Below are 18,335 nucleotides of genomic sequence, written 5' to 3' on the forward strand. Positions count from 1 at the left end.
AGCAACAAATTACAATAATTGCTTCACATCTAAAATCTATAAAAGTTAAAAGCTCATTATACACAAAGTACAATGAGCTTTAACATATATCTATTAGCTTATACTATAATGTATAAATAGCTCTAAACGTTATAAAACGTGGTTGTAAGAATGTTGCAGAATTAGACACTGAGAAATTACCAACGTTATTATTAATATTAGCATCAATATTAAGGATATTGTTGGCTCTAATCTCATATTCCCACTTAGCATCACGATCTTTACGATAACCCAATCTAGCACTCCAGGTTTGGAAAGATTCTGATACACCTTCTACATCTTGATTCCTGTATGTGTAATCTGTTACAAATGTTACTGAATCCCAGATGTAGGCATCAAAACGTATAGAGGGCGCATTGGTAATAATCTTTGTACTACGCGTACCTTGATCTGTATTACTTACTGTATATTCATAACGTAGTCTCACATTTGGTGCCTCTCTAAAATTGGTTCTAAACTCCGGCCTATACGATTGCGAAAACGTTTCGTTTGTAGATTGTCTACCTTGTATAAACTGATTACGTAAACTGTAATTAAAAGTAGCTCGTAAGGCTGTTCTTATTTTACCAAATCTTTTATCCCATCGACCAGATGCTGTTAAAGTCTCATCTGCGAACTGCGAATTAAAAAATGTACTCGTGGTAATAACATTCTCAAAATCCGCAATAGTTCTAATTTGGTCAATGTTTTTGTTATAATTTACAAATGCAAAGACATTGGTATTATTAAACAAGTTGAAACTTCTGTAAAATAAACGAAGGTTATGAGACAATCCATTTTGCAATTCAGAATTACCATAAGCTAAAGCATCAAAATTATTAAGCACCAATCCTTCGGCAAGGTTAGTTACATCTGTAAATTGATTGCTCATTCTATAATTAAACTGAAGGCTTTCTGATTTTTTGAACTGCACACGAGCTTCAAACTCTGGTAATACCCTAAAGAAATTGTCTTTAAATTCGTTTCCAAATTGTGTGTTTTGGTTACCATATGCATGTAAAGAAACTCCAGGTCTAAATGTAAATTTGCCTGTTCTCACATTATAACGCGTTGCTACATACACATCACTAAAATTGTACTGTGTATCATTAACTGCTCCAAGTGGGTTGCCATCTAAATCATCAATTGTAGGGTTTGCATCTTGAGTATTACTAGGGTCATTTTGATCTAAAAACTGAAAAATATTAGAGTTATAATCCTGTCGACTTACAATAGTTCCTAAAGTGAAACTGATGTTACTTTTAGGATTTAAAATATTATAGTAATCTAATTTGGCATCTAATTGATTAGACTTTACGCGTTGGTTTTGTCCAAGATTATAAAAATTTAAACTTCTGTCTAAGCCTAATTGCTCTGCAGTTTCGTCATAAGCATCCTCGTCTACAGCTGGTGGAATATTTCCAAAACCGTTATCATTATTTGTTGGGTCATTATTTAAAAACGCATCGTAAAATGGGTCTTCGTCTTTAATTAAATGTTGCGCTTCAAAGGCGAAAATATTATTCTCATTAAGCGTATAATAATAGTTTAAATTCTGGTTGATACTAAAAGGTGACACCTCATCTAACTGAGTCGTTGTACCTATTACAGAAGAAATCTCGGTCTGACGTTCAGAATCTTTTGACAACTGCGCCAATACATCATAATCTAATTGATTATTTACGTTTGGCTTGTAGGATGCACTTAGTTTTACCAGGCCTTGATCAGATGCTTCTCTACCAGTATTGATGGTCTCCTCATCAGGTATTCCTAAATCTGGATCTGTGTAACGTATAAAACTTTCTTGACGTGTTCTTAATCGCGTTGTATTATAAATTAAGAACCCACTTAAATCTAAAGCCTTATTTGGTGAATAGCTAAAGTTAGTTGCTAATAATTTTGATTCTACTTGCTGCGCATTTCTGGAATTAGCTAAACCATTTAGCCCATTATTTCCAAGATTTAAGTTTGTGCCACTGTCTCTACTCGGTGCTCTAAAACCACCGCCAAAGTTTCTTACATCTCTATTAGACAAAGCTGGCTCACCAATATTATTCATATCGCCAATAACATTAACACTGTATTTCGGACTGTAGTAAAATAGTTTGGGCTGTACCAAATACAATTCGTCGTTTGGTGAAGGTGCTGAGCCTACGCCAGCAGTAATATCTCCAAACCAGAAGTTTTCTTTTCCTTCTTTAAGCTTAATATTTATAGCAACATTATTCTGATTGTTTTGTACACTTCTTAATTGTCCAACTTCAGAGAAGTTACGTAAAACCTCTATCTTATCTACGGCATTTGACGGGATGTTTTCAGTCGCTAATTTAGAGTCGCCATCAAAAAAATCTTTCCCATTTACAGTGACTTTCTGTACAACATTGCCTTCTACTTCAATCTGACCATTATCATTAATTTCTACACCGGGTAGTTTCTCGAGTACGTCACCAAGTTTCCGTTCGGAGCCATTTTTAAAAGAATCTGCATTGTACACAATGGTATCTCCTTTTATTGTAACAGGCATCTCGTAAGTTAACTCAACAGCATCTAGAGCATTGTCCAACATCATAGTAAAGTCTTTCTTGATATCTGCCTCTTTAGTTTCAACAACCATATTAATGGTTTTCATACCAATGTAAGTGACTTGCAAATTATACTTTCCGTTTTTTCCAAGTGAAAGCTTATATGAACCCTTACTATCAGTAATTCCATAGGATTCTAGTGCTTTTGTCTCTTGATTTATTGCAATAACATTAGCAAGTTCTAGAGGTTGGCCAATACTATCTTTTACTACTCCCGAAAGTTTAACTTGCGAATAGGAGCTTATTGCTACTATTAGTGCTAGTAGCGTTATAATTTTTTTCATTTTTCTCTGGTTGTTAGTTTTAATTGATGATGAAATAATTAAGAATTAGTTTCGCCTGCCTCTTCCACGTCCACGTCCTCGACTGTCTCTAAACTCTTGCATCTTTTCCGTAGTAATTTTTGTGTATTCTTCTTGAGTTACAACTTCTCCTTTACTAGGTTTATCTATTATATCTTTTTCTTTAGGGTTCATTACAATTTTTGTGCACAAAATTGTAGTACGATCAAAGTTGACTTCTAATATTAAACCTGGCAACCCCCAAAAATCATCTGGGCCTTGGTTTATAGGAACTTGAGGTGTATACCATGCCGTAACTTCAACTGTTTTTGGTATTTCTATCTCATCTATTGGGTCATTAGATGCTTTACTTGTAGAGTCTTTTTTCTTCTCATTGTTATTACCTCTTCTTCTCATGCTTCGCCAATCGAAACCAGTAACAGGTTTAGTTGCTGTAGCTTTGAAAGCAGTGTAGTTACCAATCTGCTTAGTTTCTGTTCCCATTTTCCATTCTAAATCTATTAACTCATCCTTGATTAAGAATTTCTTACCAAAAAACTCTTGATCTTGTAATAATTCTTTAGACTTCACATTTTTATATTTTGGACCGCCTGTAAAACTACTTGCAAATCCTCCAAAACCACCAGAGCCCTGTGCTTCTAGACGCTCTTCTTCTTTGTATATAGATTCTTCTTTATTAAAAACAAGTGTATACTGTTTTTCAAGGAAACTCTTCATTCTATCTTCGATACGTTTAATTTGATCTGGACTTAACTGGCGTCCACCACCAAATTGACTCACATCCATGGTAGTTTTTGTTTGATAATAGGCTTTTCCTTGAAAAGACTGTTGACCAAAAGAGATTGAACTTACACATACTATGAATGAAAGTGCAAGTGTTTTTAGTAGAGATAATTTCATCTTATTATGTTTTAACTTAATGTTACTTACATTAAGACTCGTGAAATAACGAAAAGTTAAATCGGACTATGTTAAACTTGAGTTAAAGAAATTAGCCTCTACGGCGACCTCTATTGTTTCTAAAATCTTGCATCTTTTCTATAACAGTAGCTTGGTAATCTTTTTTGTTGATTTCCTCACCTCGCTTTGGTGCTTCAATCTCAATAGTCTCTTTAGGATTGATTACAATTTTAGAACATAACATAGTGGTGTCATCCATACTAACTTCTAAAATTAACCCTGGTAAGCCCCAAAATTCTGAAGGCCCATGACCAACAGGAATTTGTGGTGAATACCAAGCTTCAACCTGAGTCATTTTTATTTCTGGCACTTTAACTGCTCCAGTAGAATCTGTTTGTGGAGTATTTCTTCTCATCATGTCCCAAGAAAAATTATACCATGATAATTCGTCTGTTGGTATTAAAGCCATAGCCTTAAAACAGGTATAATTACCTATTTGTTTAGTTTCTGAGCCCATTTTCCATTCTATTTTTTGAAGCTTATCTTTTACTAAAAACTTCTTACCATAAAACTCTTGGCTTTGCACTAACTGATTATCCTTTACATTTTTATACTGATCGCCTTGAGCAAAGTTTTTTCCCCAAGAATCAGTTGCTCCAGACATGGCGTCTAATTTTTCATCTTCTTTAAAAAACGATTCTGTTTTATTAAATGTTAAGACATAAGTTTTTTCCAACCTATTCTTCATACGTGCTGCAACTTGCTTTTTTTGAGCTTCGCTTAATCGAGCACCCCAACGCCCTAAATCCATTTTAGATTTTGAAAAGTAATATGCTTTGCCTTGAAACTCTTGAGCTTCGCCTTTAAAGGAAAAAGCTACTAAGATTATTAAAACGCCTAATTTGAAAAGAATTGATTTCATGATAATATAAAGTTGATATTTTTGTTTAACAAATTTACATAATCATTGAACAAGCATTATTCTGTTTACCAAAACATTAACAAAGTCTAAAATTACCCACCAATTCTGATTTGAACATTTTCACCATCGCGGCTACCTCTTCTTGGTGTATAACGCTCCATCATCTCTTTCTGCTTCTTCCTCATAATCTCGTCGTAATTTTCTTGATTAATTTTCTTTCCTTTTGTGGGTTCATCAATACTTACTTTCTTTTCTGGATTTAAAACAATTTTACTACAGATAATTTGCATATTTTCTGTACTAACCTCCAAAATTAATCCTGGCAAACCATAGTAATTACCTGGACCGTTATTTACTGGAATGTTAGGTGTATACCACGCTGTAACAGTTTGGGTTTCCTTTTCGGTTTTTATATCTCTTTCATCATCACCCATAGATGAGCTCACACTAGAACTTTTAACTACTTCAATCTCTCTAGTAAATGTAGCTTTATAGCATTGATACTCACCGATAAACTTTGTTTCAGATTCTAGTTTCCACTCAATTGGCTTTAATTTGTCTTTTACCAAAAAGATTTTTCCGTAAACATCTTTCTGATCCGTGAAGCGATTATCTTTTGTGTTTTTGTACAAAATATCTCCACCACCACCGTCACCGATAACCATAACTTGGATATTTCCGCCTCCTACTTGTGGTGGTGCTAAAGCTTCATCTTCCTTATATACTGATGCTTCTTTATCAAAAGACAGGGTAAATGTTTTCTGAAATTGCTTACGAAGCATTGCCTGCATTTGCTTTTGCATTTCGTCATTCACTTGTGTACTGTCTAATTTAATATCCATTTTACGACTAGTTTTATAAACTGCCATTCCCTGAAAATCTTGCGCATTGGCACTGGTAAAAACCAACGCCATAACTAAGACTGCTCTAATAATTGTTTTCATATTTTATTTTTTTGATTGATAATATTTAATTGCTGCTTTTCTAAGTTTAGTCACATTTTTAAGAAAACTTTCTTTGTCACTAGTATTGCCTTTAACTTCATAACTCATGCTAGACTTAAGACCATTAGGCATTTTTTTGCCATTACATTTAATTTTAAAAGTAAGGTCTTCTCCTTCTTCAGTTTCGTCTAATAGTTGTTTAAAATCTTCAATTGTAAATGTAGACTCTATTTCTTCAACCGAATCTACTTCTACTTCAATTTTTACGTTTTCAACTTTTACATCAGACACGTTTACTTCGCCTTTAATGTTTTGAGATTGAGCAAAAATCGATGCAGAAAGACATAATGCTAATACTGTAATTAAGTTCTTCATTTTATTTTTTTGTTTTTTGATTAGTACACCACAAATATGACAACTTGTTCTTAGTTTTAAAGTTAATCAACGTTAACGTCTGTTAACCGATTAGTCTAGATTGAGAATAACATCTACTTTTGAAGTATGAATGATAAACGCTATAAATATATATTGTATACAATTACGCTTGTAATCGTTGCTACAATAGGTATTCAGATTTATTGGAATTACAAAAACTATCTCACCAATAAGCAACAACTTATTAATGATGTACAGGTAAGTTTGGATAAAGCTGTAGACGACTATTATGCAAATTTAGCCAAAGAAACTCGCGTCGGTTTTTCTTTTGAAGAAACCTCTACGGATAAGTTATTTGAAGATGATAGTCCTTTTACTAAAATATTAGAAAATATAGATGAAAAGAATGGTACAATTAAGTCCATTGACTCAATTGACACAAGTGAAATAAAAAGCCTAGCGGTATTTACAGGATTTAGTGCAGATTCTATGATGGCAGCACAAAAGAAGCACAATATTGATGATTTTGGTCTTAAAGTAAAAGAGTTGAAACAAAAATATCCTGATGCTACATTTAGTAATTTTAAAATGCTCACCTCCAAAGTCATGGTATCTATAACCAACGATACTTTAAATCTAAAAGTCGTTGACACGCTACTAAAAAAAGAACTCCAGCGCAAAAACATTAACGTAGATTACAAACTAAAATATGAAGCTCCAGAAAAGAAAGGTGCATTCCCTGATGATATAATTATTGTTGAAACGGATAGCACACACTTTAAAGATGACTTTCGTCTTAGCGTTTTTTCCGAATCTACTTTCTTGCCAGAAGAAGCCGATTTAAAAGTGGATTTCACTAACGAAACTAAGGTCATTTTAGGCCGAATGTTAGGCGGAATAAGTATCTCAATCTTGTTGGTTTTAAGCGTCATTGCCTGTTTATTTTATTTGCTAAAAATCATTAACCAACAAAAGCAATTGGCCGAAGTGAAAAATGATTTAATCAGTAATATTACGCACGAATTTAAAACACCAATAGCCACAATTGGCGTAGCTTTAGAAGGTATTAATAGCTTTAATGTTATAGACGATAAGGAGAAAACCAAAAAGTATATTGATATGTCTTCTGGGCAATTATCAAAGTTGAATCTCATGGTTGAAAAACTATTAGAAACCGCAACTTTAGATAGTGAGAGCTTAGACCTCAACAAAGAAGATATAGATATTGTAACTTTATTAACCTCACTAAGTTCAAGATACCAATCGCATAACACAACTAAGACTATACAGACAAGTTTTAAGGTTAAAAATCTAAATGCAAAGGTTGATATTTTTCATTTTGAAAATGCATTGAATAACATTTTAGATAATGCCATAAAATATGGTGGTGATATGATTACTGTAGATTTGATTCCGAACAAAAACAGCTTCAATATTAATATTTCAGATAATGGCACTAGCTTAACAAAAGCAAGTAAAGAGCGTATTTTTGAGAAATTTTATCGCGTCCCAAAAGGCAATAAACATGATATTAAAGGTTTTGGTATTGGCTTATATTATACCAAAAGTATCATTGAAAAACACAACGGAAGTATTAGCTTAGACCTTAATAATAAACTCACCACTTTTAAAATAGAATTACCAAATGGCTGATCCTATAAAAATATTATTAGCGGAAGATGAAGCCGCTTTAGGGCAAATTATAAAAGAGAGTTTAGAGACTCGAGATTTTGAAGTTTTACTCTGTGAAGATGGTGATAAAGCTTTTAAAACCTATAAAACCGAAAGCCCCGAAATTCTAGTTTTAGACGTAATGATGCCTAAAAAAGATGGCTTTACTTTAGCTAAAGATGTTCGCAAAATTGATAACACAATTCCTATCATTTTCTTAACTGCAAAATCTCAAACCCAAGATGTAGTTGAGGGATTTACCATTGGTGGTAATGACTATCTAAAAAAGCCTTTTAGTATGGAAGAGCTTATTGTGAGGATTCATAATCTCATTAATAGAACCAAGCTTCAAAAAACAGCAGATGTTTTAACTATTGGTGATTATACGTTTGATTTCCCGAAACAATTATTGACTTATAAATCCGAAGAGACTATTCAATTAACACATCGCGAAGCACATTTATTATTTCATTTAATTAAAAATAAAAACAGTGTCTTAGATCGCTCCTTAATCCTGAATAAACTTTGGGGAACAGACGACTTTTTCTCAGCCAGAAGCATGGATGTCTTTATCTCAAAGCTCAGAAAAAAACTGAAACAAGACGACCGCATTCAAATATTGAATGTACGAGGATTTGGGTATAAGCTAACTGTTTAACGATTATTGCCATGACTTAGTGATTGTGGTTTGATTTTTGTACTTTTCAAATCACTATGAAACCTTTGTTTTATCTTATTTTTTGTTTTTCATTTTTTGCTTTTGCTCAAGATGAAATTCAACTTCAGCTTGAAGCATCTACAGACTTAAAAGCCGCAGATATTTTTGGCGTGGATACTTTTGGGACGCTCTATTATTCTGATGAAAATCAAAGTTTTTTTAAAAAATCAGTAGATACTACTATTAGCTATGCTAATTTTCAATTAGGTAAAATTACTTCAGCCAACACCTTTAATCCATTAAAAATAAATCTGTTTTATCAGGATTTTAATACGGTAATTATTTTAGATAACCGATTAGCCGAAATCACAAAAGTAGATTTCAATACAATACAGGACTATAAAAACGTATCGTTAGTTTCTACTGGCTATGACAATACGCTTTGGCTTTTTAATCAAGATTTACAACAGCTTGAATTATATGATTATCTCAATAATAAGACTCGTGTAAAAACTGTCCCTATTCAATCTCAAGCATTAGATTTGAAAAGTGACTATAACTACTGTTATTTACTTACAACGCAATACCTTTACATCTATAGTTATTTTGGAAGTTTAATCAATAAAATTGAGAATAAAGGATATACCGATATGGCTTTTAGCAAAGCTAATTTGGTTTTAAAGAAAAAGAACGGGTTGTTTTTGCTACCAAAAAACAGTATAAATTTAAAACCATTAAAAACTTCAGATTTGTTAATAAATCAGTTTTTGGTAACCAATGAAACCTTGTATATTTACAACGACGAAAAGCTACGTCGCTACCAATTAAAATCACAATAAATTATGCATGTTGCTATTGCGGGGAATATAGGCGCAGGAAAAACTACGCTTACAAAATTACTAGCCAAACACTATAAATGGGAAGCACAACTTGAAGATGTTGTAGACAATCCATATCTAGATGATTTTTATAATCAAATGGAGCGTTGGAGTTTTAATTTACAAGTCTATTTCTTAAATAGTAGGTTTCGACAAGTCAATCAAATTCAGCAAGGAAAAAAAGACATTATACAAGATAGAACCATCTATGAAGATGCTTTTATTTTTGCACCCAATTTACATGCAATGGGCCTAATGACCAATCGTGATTTTGAAAATTACTCATCACTTTTTGAGCTCATGGAGTCTTTTGTAAAAGGTCCAGATTTATTGATTTACCTGCGTAGCTCTATCCCAAATTTGGTTGCTCAAATCCACAAGAGAGGACGTGATTACGAAAACACAATTAGCATTGATTATTTAAGTCGTCTTAATGAACGTTACGAAGCTTGGATTAGTAAATATACCAAAGGCAACCTTCTAATTATTGATGTAGACAATCTAGATTTTGTATCAAATCCTGAAGATTTAGGAGGCATTATTAATAAGATTGATGCAGAAATTAATGGCTTGTTCTAAAATTAGTTCTTACTTCCTTTAAGTTAATCTATATCATAGGTTCAAAACCTATACAATAACTATACAACTATGACTTAGTTGTAATTTGCCATATTGTTTTACGTCCAAAGATTGTAACTTACAGAATCTAAACAATCAACCAAATGGCAAATCGAAAGATTGAAATCGCAAAGATTTCAGAACTTAAAGATAAGCAGCCCGCTTATGCATTAGTTAGAAACACTGATTTAGTAATTATAAAACATGAGAAGGGCATCTCAGTCCTATATGGACGTTGCCATCATCGTGGCGCTTTGTTAGCAGATGGATATATTGAAGGTCATAATCTCATATGCGGTGTTCACCATTGGGATTACAGATATGATACAGGTATAAGTGAATATAATAATGAAGAACAACTACATAAATTTCAAGAATATATTGAAGATGACTCGTTGTTGATTGACGAAGATGAAATCATAAATTTTGAAACTAATCACCCCCAGCCATTTAATCGTGAAGAATACTTAGGCACATATGCAGATACTCATCCTGAAGATACTGAACCTTACACAGGCTACATCAAGGAGTTAGCCAAAAATGGTTTAAAAAACATCGGACATCATGGATTTTCTGCATCAATGGGAGTTGACAGAAACACACTCCCTAAATGGAATGATATTCAATTTTTACCAGCACAATTGGCTACTCGTCCTTTATTAGATGAAGAAGCAGTCGCTACAAAAGTAATTATAGGACCAAATGCAAAGAAACCTTTAGAATTAGATATCCCTTTATTTGTTTCTGATATGAGTTTTGGAGCATTGTCTCGAGAAGCAAAAATAGCATTAAGTAAAGGTGCAGAAATGGCTGGAACTGGTATTTGTTCTGGCGAAGGCGGTATGCTTCCTGAAGAGCAAGAAAGTAACTCAAAATACTTTTATGAATTAGCTTCAGCTCAATTTGGCTTTTCTTGGGATAAATTAGATAATGTTCAAGCATTTCATTTTAAAGGTGGTCAAGGCGCAAAAACAGGAACTGGAGGTCATTTGCCAGGAAACAAAGTAAGTGCTGAAATCGCAGAAGTCAGAGGATTAAACGTAGGTGAAACAGCAATATCTCCCGCAGCAAATCCCAATTTTTATACAGTTCAAGATTTTAAAGATTTTGGAGATAAGGTAAGAGAACGTACTGGTGGCATACCTATTGGTTTTAAAATTGCAGCTAGCCATATTGAAAAAGACATTCAGTTTGCGTTAGACGCTGGTGTAGATTATATTATTCTAGATGGTCGTGGTGGTGGAACAGGCTCAGCACCTACCATATTAAGAGATCACATCAATGTCCCGACTATTCCTGCATTAGCAAGAGCAAAGAAATATTTAGACAAAGTAGGCGCTAATGACATCAGTCTAATTATAACAGGTGGCTTACGAGTTGCTGAAGATTTTGCTAAAGCAATGATGCTTGGTGCTAATGCTATTGCAGTTTCTAATTCAGCATTGCAGGCCATCGGCTGTTTAGGTATGCGAGCTTGCGGAACCAACAATTGCCCTGTTGGTATAGCTACTCAAAAAGAGACATTAAGAAGCAGATTAATTATTCAATCTTCGGCAAAACAATTATATAATTATTTTGATGCAACAAATGATTTGATAAAAGTTGTAGCTAGAGCTTGTGGTTATGATAATATTTCAAAATTCAATCTTAATGATCTTTCAACTTTTGACTATGACATGCATAAACTCACAGGCATTAATTATGCTGGTGTAAAACTTTAAGTAATGAGAAACACAATGCATTTGGCTGCACAGTATTTAGCAACTGCAGCCATCAGTTTTACTGAAAAAAAAGCTGATGATAGTCATACTAATCTTGGTTGGACAAATCATAATCTAGTAACACATCCATTTCCTAATAGAGATAAATTAGGACTTAGTTACGAAAATTTTTCATTAGAATGGATAGCACAAAATGGAAATAAAGAGCATTTCCTTTTAGATGGGAAAACACATAAGGATATTATTAACTGGATATCTCTTACGAGTATAAATAATGGAATTACAAAACCATATAGTTATAATCTACATTATGAAATCCCAAATTATACAATTGAAGATTCTTATCAATTTCAATTAGCTCAACAGAATGAACTTAGTCAATTAATTAAAAATAGAGATTTAGCGCTAGATGTAATATCTAATGTTTTACAATCTAGCAGCTACAAATCCCCTATTAGAATCTGGCCTCATCATTTTGATACTGGTGCTTTTTTCAATATAAATGAGAATCTGTCTATTGGAATTGGAATGGCAACACCAGATACGTTAATTAATGACTTTTATTTTTATATAAGTGGATATCGTGGTCATGATTCAGTAGATATTATCAACCCAGCTTCGCATAAAAATTACTATAGTGATAGCTGGAAGGGATTTGCCTTATCTATTAAAAATCTTAATAAAGAAGCTGCTATTGATTTTTGTAAAACCGCAATTAACGTATATAAAAAATCTATGAAATAAAATTATGCTTTTTAGCATGCTCAATCGCTTGTTTACTATCATCAACGATTAAAACCGGTAGCTCTTTATAATCTTTAAATAGATTCTGAATACGTTTCATTCTTTTTTTATGATCTACGCTACGTAGATATATTGCAGCTATTCTATTTGGAAATTTTTTGACAACATCTAAATAAATATAGGCGTCTTTTTCTCCACAATCCCCGATGAGTATAAATTTTAAATTCGGATAGGTATTTAAAATATTATACACCTCATGATATTTATGTGCCAATTCTGGCTTTGGTGTCTTATCAAATGGCGTACGAAAATCACGCAATAAAATTGGTCCTTTGGGGAATGCGTTAGATTTTAGAAAGAATGCTAAATAACGGTACAAATTCCAAGGACTATTACTCACATAAAAAATAGGATTTACAGTATTATGAAGCAATTTGTAAAACTCTGCAGTACCTTCTAAGGCTTTTCGTTTTAAAGGCGTTTTAAAAAGTGTATTTACAATAACTTTCCACTTTAATCTTGAGGTCACACCTGTATGCAAAATTGTATCATCAATATCACTAATAACACCAAATTGAGCACTATCTGACGGCACTAACATTTTACCAGTAAACAGATTATTTAATTGTATTTGACGTGTTATAGTTTCATCATTATAACTTACTGTATAATCTAACCAACCTTCACTATCAGTGTTAATATCAATTTCTGAGGAAGTATCTTTTAGATAATAGCCTTCAGCATCTGTTTTTAATTCAAAATTAGTGTTATGAATATTAATTTGGATGACTGTATTTCGGATTTCGTCTGTTTCAAAACGCTTCCAAGAATTAACCAGGAGATTAAACCAACCTTTCTTTGACAAATCTATATCCTCATCTTCCAATGCCCGACCTCGTAAATACAAATGGTCCTTGGTACCATATGTTAAAAACGGGATAATTTGTAGGGGGTCTTTTTTTAGCATTACCCAAATATAAAAAAACCACGCTTTCTTTTAACTTAAGAAAGCGTGGTTTATTTATTTAGATTTGAAAATTACTATTTCGTAATTTCCACCTTTTTTACTCTACTCTTTAAATAAGCCTTAGAATTTTCAAAAGCTTTAATTTTAGCTTCAACTTCTTCTTTAGTACCTTTAATGACTTCCTCCTTTACAACTTCTTTTCCGTTTTGGTTAGTCGTGTATGTAATAGTTGCTGTTGCTAAATCTTGAGATTCCATAGACATTTCAATCGTAATTTCATCTTCTAGTTGTGCTAAGCCTTCTTCAACTGAATGACCTCCTAAAATAGGCGCTATCACTAAACCAATTAAACATGTTAGCTTAATTAAGATGTTCATAGATGGTCCAGAAGTATCCTTAAAAGGATCACCAACTGTATCTCCAGTTACTGCCGCCTTGTGTGCTTCAGATCCTTTATATGTCATTTCACCATTAATTTCAACTCCAGCTTCAAAAGATTTTTTAGCATTATCCCAAGCACCACCTGCATTGTTTTGGAAAATAGCCCAAAGAACACCACTAACAGATACTCCAGCCATATAACCACCAAGCATTTCTGCAACAAGTTTATTGTTTTCTGGATATATTAAAATACCTATTAAAACTATAACAATAGGAAAACCAATAGTTAAAATTCCCGGTAATAACATTTGTCTCAATGACGCTTTTGTAGAAATATCTACACACTTATCGTATTCTGGTTTTCCTGTACCTTCCATGATACCTGGAATTTCTTTAAACTGACGTCTTACTTCTTCAACCATTTCCATAGCAGCTTTACCTACAGAACTCATTGCTAAAGCGGAGAATACTACTGGTACCATACCACCAACAAATAGCATTGCCAATACTGGTGCTTTGAAGATATTAATACCATCTATATCTGTAAATGTTACATATGCTGCAAATAACGCTAATGCTGTTAAAGCGGCTGAAGCAATAGCAAACCCTTTCCCTGTTGCCGCAGTTGTATTACCAACAGAATCTAAGATATCTGTACGCTCTCTAACTATAGGCTCTTGCTCACTCATTTCAGCGATACCACCTGCATTATCTGCAATAGGCCCAAATGCATCAATTGCTAATTGCATAGCTGTGGTCGCCATCATTGCAGATGCTGCCATTGCTACACCATAAAAGCCTGCAAAAGCATAAGATGCCCATATTGCTGCTGCAAATAATAACACAGAACTAAATGTAGAAATCATTCCTGTTGCTAAACCAGCAATAATGTTAGTCGCTGCTCCAGTACTTGATTGCTGTACAATATTTAAGATTGGTTTTTTACCCAAACCTGTATAATATTCAGTGAATGAAGAAATTGCTGCTCCTACAACTAAACCTACTAAAGTTGCATAAAATACTCGCATTGAAGAGATTTCTTGTAAACCTTCTCCAAAGAATTCCATTTTCATTGTCTCAGGAAGCATCCATGTTACTAAACCTAAACAAGCCACTGCTACTAAAGCAATAGATGTCCAGTTACCAATATTAAGTGCTTTTTGCACTTGAGCTTCTTTAGCATCGTTAGAAGAAATCTTTACTAAGAACGTTCCGATGATAGAAATAATAATTCCTGCTCCTGCAATAGCCATTGGTAATAAAATTGGCCCAATACCTCCAAATGCATCAGCAATAGCACCTCCCATATCTTTAATGATGTAATTACCTAACACCATTGCAGCCAAAACAGTTGCTACGTATGATCCAAATAAATCGGCTCCCATTCCTGCTACATCACCTACATTATCACCTACATTATCTGCAATTGTTGCAGGGTTACGAGGATCATCTTCAGGAATACCAGCTTCTACTTTACCAACTAAATCAGCTCCGACATCTGCTGCTTTTGTATAGATACCTCCACCTACACGCGCAAATAATGCAATAGACTCAGCTCCAAGAGAGAAACCTGCAAGTGTTTCTAAAACTAATGTCATGTCCGTAGTGTTAGTCCATTGACCACCCATAAACATTTGATAGAAAAGGATAAAAAATGCTGTTAAACCTAATACTGCTAAACCTGCTACACCAAGTCCCATTACTGTACCACCACCAAACGAGATGTTCAATGCTTTTGGTAAGCTCGTCTTTGCTGCTTGGGTAGTTCTTACATTAGTTTTTGTTGCTATACGCATACCAATATTACCTGCTACTGCAGAAAACACAGCTCCGATAATAAAAGCGACAATAATTAAGTAACTCGTAGACTCTACAACTGTTGCAACACCAGCCAATGCTATACTTGCTCCAATTACGAAAAAAGTTAAAAGCTTATATTCTGCTTTTAAGAACGCTAGAGCTCCAACATATATATGATCAGATATCTCTTTCATCTTACCATCGCCAGCATCTTGTTTCATAACCCAAGAGCGCTTTATAAGCATATAAATTAAACCTAAAATCGCCAGAACTATTGGCATCCAAATCATGTATGATTCCATATTGTTTTTATTTAATTTGATTAGTTTTTTAGCTGGGCAAATGTAGTAAAATGATACCTAATAAGAAAGTCCTTTTGTATTGCTTACAAAAGGACTTTTTTTAATGCTATTATGTAGGTCTATCTATATCGTAAAATCACCATTGGTTTTGTGCTCGCTATTTTCATAACGCTCAACACATTTATTAAGAATATCGTATGCTTCTTTAGCGTCGCCCCAACCACCAACATCTACTTTTTTCTTCTCAAGATCTTTATAAACCTGAAAGAAATGTGTAATTTCTTTTTTACGATGAGGATTTAAATCTGATATATCCTCATAACTATTCCAGATTGGGTCAGTGACTGGCACGCAAATTAGTTTTTCATCAGGGCCTTTTTCATCAGCCATATGGAAAACTCCAATTGGCTTAACTTCCATAACACACATAGGAAATGTTGGCTCTGTACCCATTACTAATACATCTAATGGGTCTCCATCTAATGCTAAAGTCTCAGGAATAAATCCATAATCACCAGGATACATCATAGACGAGAACAACATACGATCAAAACGTATTTTATTAAGCTCAAAGTCGTACTCGTACTTATTACGACTTCCTTTAGGAATTTCTATTAATACATCGAAAGTTAATTTTCCGCTAACTGTCATAATATCTAATTTTTAAAAGGGGTGCAAAGATAGTTTAATGTTTGATTACAAAAACAGTTTTTGAATATTTATTAGAGCATTTTTAAAGTATTAATCTCTTGTATGGTCAAATGTTTCCAATGACCTCTTGGAATATCTTTTTTAGTCAGATGTCCTATTGAAACACAATCAACTTTAACCAAATCGTATTTAAGCTCATCAAAAATAGTACGTAAAATAGTATTACCTGTATTCTTAATCTTTATGCCAATTTTATTTTTTGGCTCACCATCAATATAACTTACCTCTTCAACAGAAATGAGTTTCCCTTTTACCTTAAAACCTTCTTTTATTTTTTTAAAGTCTTCAAACTTTAAATTCTTATCTAACTCTACTTGAAATAATCTAGCAACACCATTTTTAGAATTGGTGAATTTTTGCACAACTTCATCATCATTAGTAAATAGTAGTAGACCTAAAGAATTACGCCCTAAGCGACCAATTGGTTTTATTCTAGCGCTAGTAGCATTCGACACCAAATCCATTACTGTTCTACCTTTACCTTCAGCAGTTGTCGTTGCAAAACCTTTTGGTTTATTAAGTAGCACGTATACTTTTGGCTCTGGATTAATCCGTCTCCCATCGAACTTTACTTCGTCTCCTAGTTTTACTTTATAACCCATCTCAGTTATAACACTACCATTTACAGTAACTAAACCTATAGAGATATTTTCATCAGCTTCTCGACGAGAACACATCCCAGAGTTTGCAATGTATTTGTTCAGACGGATTTCGTCTGGATTAGATGCTTTTTTAGGCGCAGTCTTTTTTCTAGGTGCAGAATGCTGTCTAGAAAATGGCTTCTTTCCTCCTTCGGATCTTTGCTTCCCGTCTCTCTTTCCTTGCCCTTTATTACCTTGCTGTCTCGTCATGACTAAATTTTTTGCAAAGGTAATACAATAGTTAACATGTACTACTTTATTTCCACAGTTGTTTGACGCTCAGTATTTACGGTTAATTTTGTGACATCTGGTCGCGAATAATGCCCAACAGCATCAAAGTTTTGACGTTCTTCTAACACACGATTAAAATCTATAATTTGATAAATTAATCCATCTTTATGCAAAACGGGTTCTACAATCCATTCGCCATCTGGTCCGGCGATACAACTGCCGCCATTGGCTAAGGTATCTGGTGCATTTTTTATGATTTCATTGTAATAAGGTGTGTCTTTAGGAAAGTCTGACTTTGCCATTAGGCTTGATACAGAAACCACAAAAGAACGTGACTCTCTCGCTATAAAGCGTGTAATATCTTTTGTATTATGGTCGCTTCCCGGCCAAACTGCGATATGCAAATTTTCGCCTTGACCGTACAACGCAGTTCTTGGTAATGGCATCCAATTTTCCCAACAGTTTAATCCACCAACTGTAAATGCTTTTAGAGGATGTACTTTTAGTCCATTGCCATCTCCTGGTGCCCATGTTAAGCGCTCGTCATAAGTTGGTTGTAGTTTTCTATGTACTGACTCCACGCTACCTTCTTGATTTATATAAACCAAAGACGCATAAATACTATGTCCACCGCGGTCTTCAGGACGTTCCATAATGCCTAAATAAATTGCAATGTTGTGTTCTTTAGCTAGTTGACAAACAGAGTCTAATTCACCTTTTTCAATACAGATAGAATTATTGACATAATGCGCGTGAAGCTTTTTATTAACGTCTGTATTCCATTCGGCACCTCCTGTTAAGGCCAACCAAAATGGATAACCAGGTAGTAAAGCTTCTCCAAACACAATAAGTTCTGCATTTTCTTTTGCAGCATCACTAATAGATTTTTCAATTTTTTGAAGTGTTGCAGATTTATCTAACCAAACTGGCGCAATCTGCGCCATTGCGATTTTAAGGGTGGTATTCATT

At 33.8% G+C, this 18,335-nt stretch carries 16 protein-coding genes; 6 read left to right on the forward strand and 10 right to left on the reverse strand.

Features of this window, described 5'->3' with window-relative positions; genetic code table 11:
- Positions 1–103 precede the first annotated feature (103 nt).
- The 5 genes from Q0770_RS12920 to Q0770_RS12940 form a co-directional block, all read right to left on the reverse strand.
- Positions 104–2,884, reverse strand: coding sequence for a carboxypeptidase regulatory-like domain-containing protein (locus tag Q0770_RS12920; RefSeq protein WP_299117661.1), 2,781 nt, complete (start codon positions 2,882–2,884; stop codon positions 104–106).
- A gap of 45 nt (positions 2,885–2,929) precedes the next feature.
- Positions 2,930–3,802, reverse strand: coding sequence for a GLPGLI family protein (locus Q0770_RS12925; RefSeq protein WP_299117662.1), 873 nt, complete (start codon positions 3,800–3,802; stop codon positions 2,930–2,932).
- A gap of 91 nt (positions 3,803–3,893) precedes the next feature.
- A complete protein-coding gene (locus tag Q0770_RS12930; RefSeq protein WP_299117663.1) occupies positions 3,894–4,724 on the reverse strand; it encodes a GLPGLI family protein in 831 nt (276 codons plus the stop codon).
- 92 nt (positions 4,725–4,816) lie between these two features.
- Positions 4,817–5,668, reverse strand: a complete 852-nt coding sequence (locus tag Q0770_RS12935) for a GLPGLI family protein (protein WP_299117664.1) — start codon at positions 5,666–5,668, stop codon at positions 4,817–4,819.
- A gap of 3 nt (positions 5,669–5,671) precedes the next feature.
- Positions 5,672–6,043: a hypothetical protein gene (locus Q0770_RS12940; protein ID WP_299117665.1), complete on the reverse strand. Its 372-nt coding sequence runs from the start codon at positions 6,041–6,043 to the stop codon at positions 5,672–5,674.
- Between the two features lie 126 nt (positions 6,044–6,169).
- Here Q0770_RS12940 and Q0770_RS12945 point away from each other — a divergent pair, with 126 nt between their 5' ends.
- The 6 genes from Q0770_RS12945 (at position 6,170) to Q0770_RS12970 (ending at position 12,333) form a co-directional block, all read left to right on the forward strand.
- On the forward strand, positions 6,170–7,696 hold the full coding sequence (locus Q0770_RS12945) for a sensor histidine kinase KdpD (protein ID WP_299117666.1): 1,527 nt from the start codon (positions 6,170–6,172) through the stop codon (positions 7,694–7,696).
- A complete protein-coding gene (locus tag Q0770_RS12950) occupies positions 7,689–8,372 on the forward strand; it encodes a response regulator transcription factor (protein ID WP_299117668.1) in 684 nt (227 codons plus the stop codon). The genes Q0770_RS12945 and Q0770_RS12950 overlap by 8 nt, the downstream gene beginning before the upstream one ends.
- Positions 8,373–8,428: 56 nt before the next feature.
- A complete protein-coding gene (locus tag Q0770_RS12955) occupies positions 8,429–9,211 on the forward strand; it encodes a hypothetical protein (RefSeq protein WP_299117669.1) in 783 nt (260 codons plus the stop codon).
- Between the two features lie 3 nt (positions 9,212–9,214).
- The gene (locus Q0770_RS12960) at positions 9,215–9,829 is read left to right on the forward strand and encodes a deoxynucleoside kinase (protein WP_299117670.1); all 615 of its coding nucleotides are present in this window, start codon (positions 9,215–9,217) and stop codon (positions 9,827–9,829) included.
- Positions 9,830–9,972: 143 nt separating this feature from the next.
- On the forward strand, positions 9,973–11,589 hold the full coding sequence (locus Q0770_RS12965) for a glutamate synthase-related protein (RefSeq protein ID WP_299117672.1): 1,617 nt from the start codon (positions 9,973–9,975) through the stop codon (positions 11,587–11,589).
- 3 nt (positions 11,590–11,592) lie between these two features.
- Entirely contained in the window at positions 11,593–12,333 is a 741-nt protein-coding gene (locus Q0770_RS12970; protein WP_299117674.1) for a hypothetical protein, read from the forward strand.
- Here the strand turns inward: Q0770_RS12970 and Q0770_RS12975 are convergent.
- From Q0770_RS12975 to Q0770_RS12995, 5 genes are all read right to left on the reverse strand, one after another.
- Complete coding sequence (locus Q0770_RS12975; protein WP_299117676.1) at positions 12,323–13,300, reverse strand: App1 family protein; 978 nt, start codon at positions 13,298–13,300, stop codon at positions 12,323–12,325. The two genes, Q0770_RS12970 and Q0770_RS12975, sit on opposite strands and share 11 nt — an antisense overlap.
- Before the next feature lie 74 nt (positions 13,301–13,374).
- Positions 13,375–15,783: a sodium-translocating pyrophosphatase gene (locus Q0770_RS12980; protein WP_299117677.1), complete on the reverse strand. Its 2,409-nt coding sequence runs from the start codon at positions 15,781–15,783 to the stop codon at positions 13,375–13,377.
- Between the two features lie 123 nt (positions 15,784–15,906).
- On the reverse strand, positions 15,907–16,434 hold the full coding sequence (locus tag Q0770_RS12985) for an inorganic diphosphatase (RefSeq protein ID WP_188372755.1): 528 nt from the start codon (positions 16,432–16,434) through the stop codon (positions 15,907–15,909).
- 71 nt (positions 16,435–16,505) lie between these two features.
- On the reverse strand, positions 16,506–17,345 hold the full coding sequence (locus Q0770_RS12990) for a pseudouridine synthase (protein ID WP_299117678.1): 840 nt from the start codon (positions 17,343–17,345) through the stop codon (positions 16,506–16,508).
- A 41-nt stretch (positions 17,346–17,386) separates the two neighbouring features.
- Positions 17,387–18,334 carry a carbon-nitrogen hydrolase family protein gene (locus tag Q0770_RS12995; RefSeq protein WP_299117679.1) on the reverse strand — a complete coding sequence of 316 codons (948 nt, stop codon included), beginning with the start codon at positions 18,332–18,334 and terminating at the stop codon, positions 17,387–17,389.
- Position 18,335 lies beyond the last annotated feature (1 nt).

It is taken from the genome of uncultured Winogradskyella sp. (genome assembly GCF_947501905.1).
Taxonomy (GTDB): Bacteria; Bacteroidota; Bacteroidia; order Flavobacteriales; family Flavobacteriaceae; genus Winogradskyella.

Coding starts and splice junctions, on each gene's coding strand:
- Q0770_RS12950 (WP_299117668.1), top strand. CDS start 7,689: ATGGCTGATCCTATAAAAATATTATTAGCGGAAGATGAAGCCGCTTTA.
- Q0770_RS12995 (WP_299117679.1), bottom strand. CDS start 18,334: ATGAATACCACCCTTAAAATCGCAATGGCGCAGATTGCGCCAGTTTGG.
- Q0770_RS12925 (WP_299117662.1), bottom strand. CDS start 3,802: ATGAAATTATCTCTACTAAAAACACTTGCACTTTCATTCATAGTATGT.
- Q0770_RS12980 (WP_299117677.1), bottom strand. CDS start 15,783: ATGGAATCATACATGATTTGGATGCCAATAGTTCTGGCGATTTTAGGT.
- Q0770_RS12990 (WP_299117678.1), bottom strand. CDS start 17,345: ATGACGAGACAGCAAGGTAATAAAGGGCAAGGAAAGAGAGACGGGAAG.
- Q0770_RS12960 (WP_299117670.1), top strand. CDS start 9,215: ATGCATGTTGCTATTGCGGGGAATATAGGCGCAGGAAAAACTACGCTT.
- Q0770_RS12985 (WP_188372755.1), bottom strand. CDS start 16,434: ATGACAGTTAGCGGAAAATTAACTTTCGATGTATTAATAGAAATTCCT.
- Q0770_RS12920 (WP_299117661.1), bottom strand. CDS start 2,884: ATGAAAAAAATTATAACGCTACTAGCACTAATAGTAGCAATAAGCTCC.
- Q0770_RS12945 (WP_299117666.1), top strand. CDS start 6,170: ATGAATGATAAACGCTATAAATATATATTGTATACAATTACGCTTGTA.
- Q0770_RS12940 (WP_299117665.1), bottom strand. CDS start 6,043: ATGAAGAACTTAATTACAGTATTAGCATTATGTCTTTCTGCATCGATT.
- Q0770_RS12975 (WP_299117676.1), bottom strand. CDS start 13,300: ATGCTAAAAAAAGACCCCCTACAAATTATCCCGTTTTTAACATATGGT.
- Q0770_RS12955 (WP_299117669.1), top strand. CDS start 8,429: ATGAAACCTTTGTTTTATCTTATTTTTTGTTTTTCATTTTTTGCTTTT.
- Q0770_RS12970 (WP_299117674.1), top strand. CDS start 11,593: ATGAGAAACACAATGCATTTGGCTGCACAGTATTTAGCAACTGCAGCC.
- Q0770_RS12935 (WP_299117664.1), bottom strand. CDS start 5,668: ATGAAAACAATTATTAGAGCAGTCTTAGTTATGGCGTTGGTTTTTACC.
- Q0770_RS12930 (WP_299117663.1), bottom strand. CDS start 4,724: ATGAAATCAATTCTTTTCAAATTAGGCGTTTTAATAATCTTAGTAGCT.
- Q0770_RS12965 (WP_299117672.1), top strand. CDS start 9,973: ATGGCAAATCGAAAGATTGAAATCGCAAAGATTTCAGAACTTAAAGAT.